General features: G+C 37.1%; 1 protein-coding gene. It reads left to right on the top strand.

Annotated features, from left to right (window positions below; genetic code table 11):
* Nucleotides 1–490, top strand: a 490-nt coding sequence (locus FUA24_RS25920) for an ATP-binding protein (protein ID WP_394344239.1), incomplete at both ends; no start/stop codon positions are given.

Genomic DNA, 490 nt, shown 5'->3' with positions numbered 1-490 from the left:
ATGAGCGAAGAAGCTAAAAAGCACAATTATTCAGCTGATAGTATTCAAGCATTAGAAGGTATGGAGCATGTACGCATGCGTCCTTCAATGTATATTGGTGATGTTGGTGTACGCGGTTTACACCATTTGGTTTATGAGGTAGTTGATAACTCAATTGATGAAGCATTAGCAGGACATTGTGATACCATAAAAGTAACAATAAACGAAGATAACTCTATCACTACTGAAGATAACGGACGTGGTATTCCTGTTGGTTTACATAAAAAAGAAGGCGTATCGGCTCTTGAGGTTGTAATGACAAAAATTGGTGCTGGTGGTAAGTTTGATAAAGATTCGTATAAAGTATCTGGTGGTTTACACGGTGTTGGTGTAAGTTGTGTTAACGCACTATCTACACACTTAAAAGCAACTGTACATAGAGAAGGAAAAATTTGGGAGCAAGAATATGAAAGAGGAAAAACACTTTACCCAGTAAAAACTATTGGCGATT

The organism is Seonamhaeicola marinus (assembly GCF_008085455.1).
The sequence above is the reverse complement of the archived record's forward strand: the minus strand, read 5'-3'. Positions and strand labels throughout refer to the sequence as shown.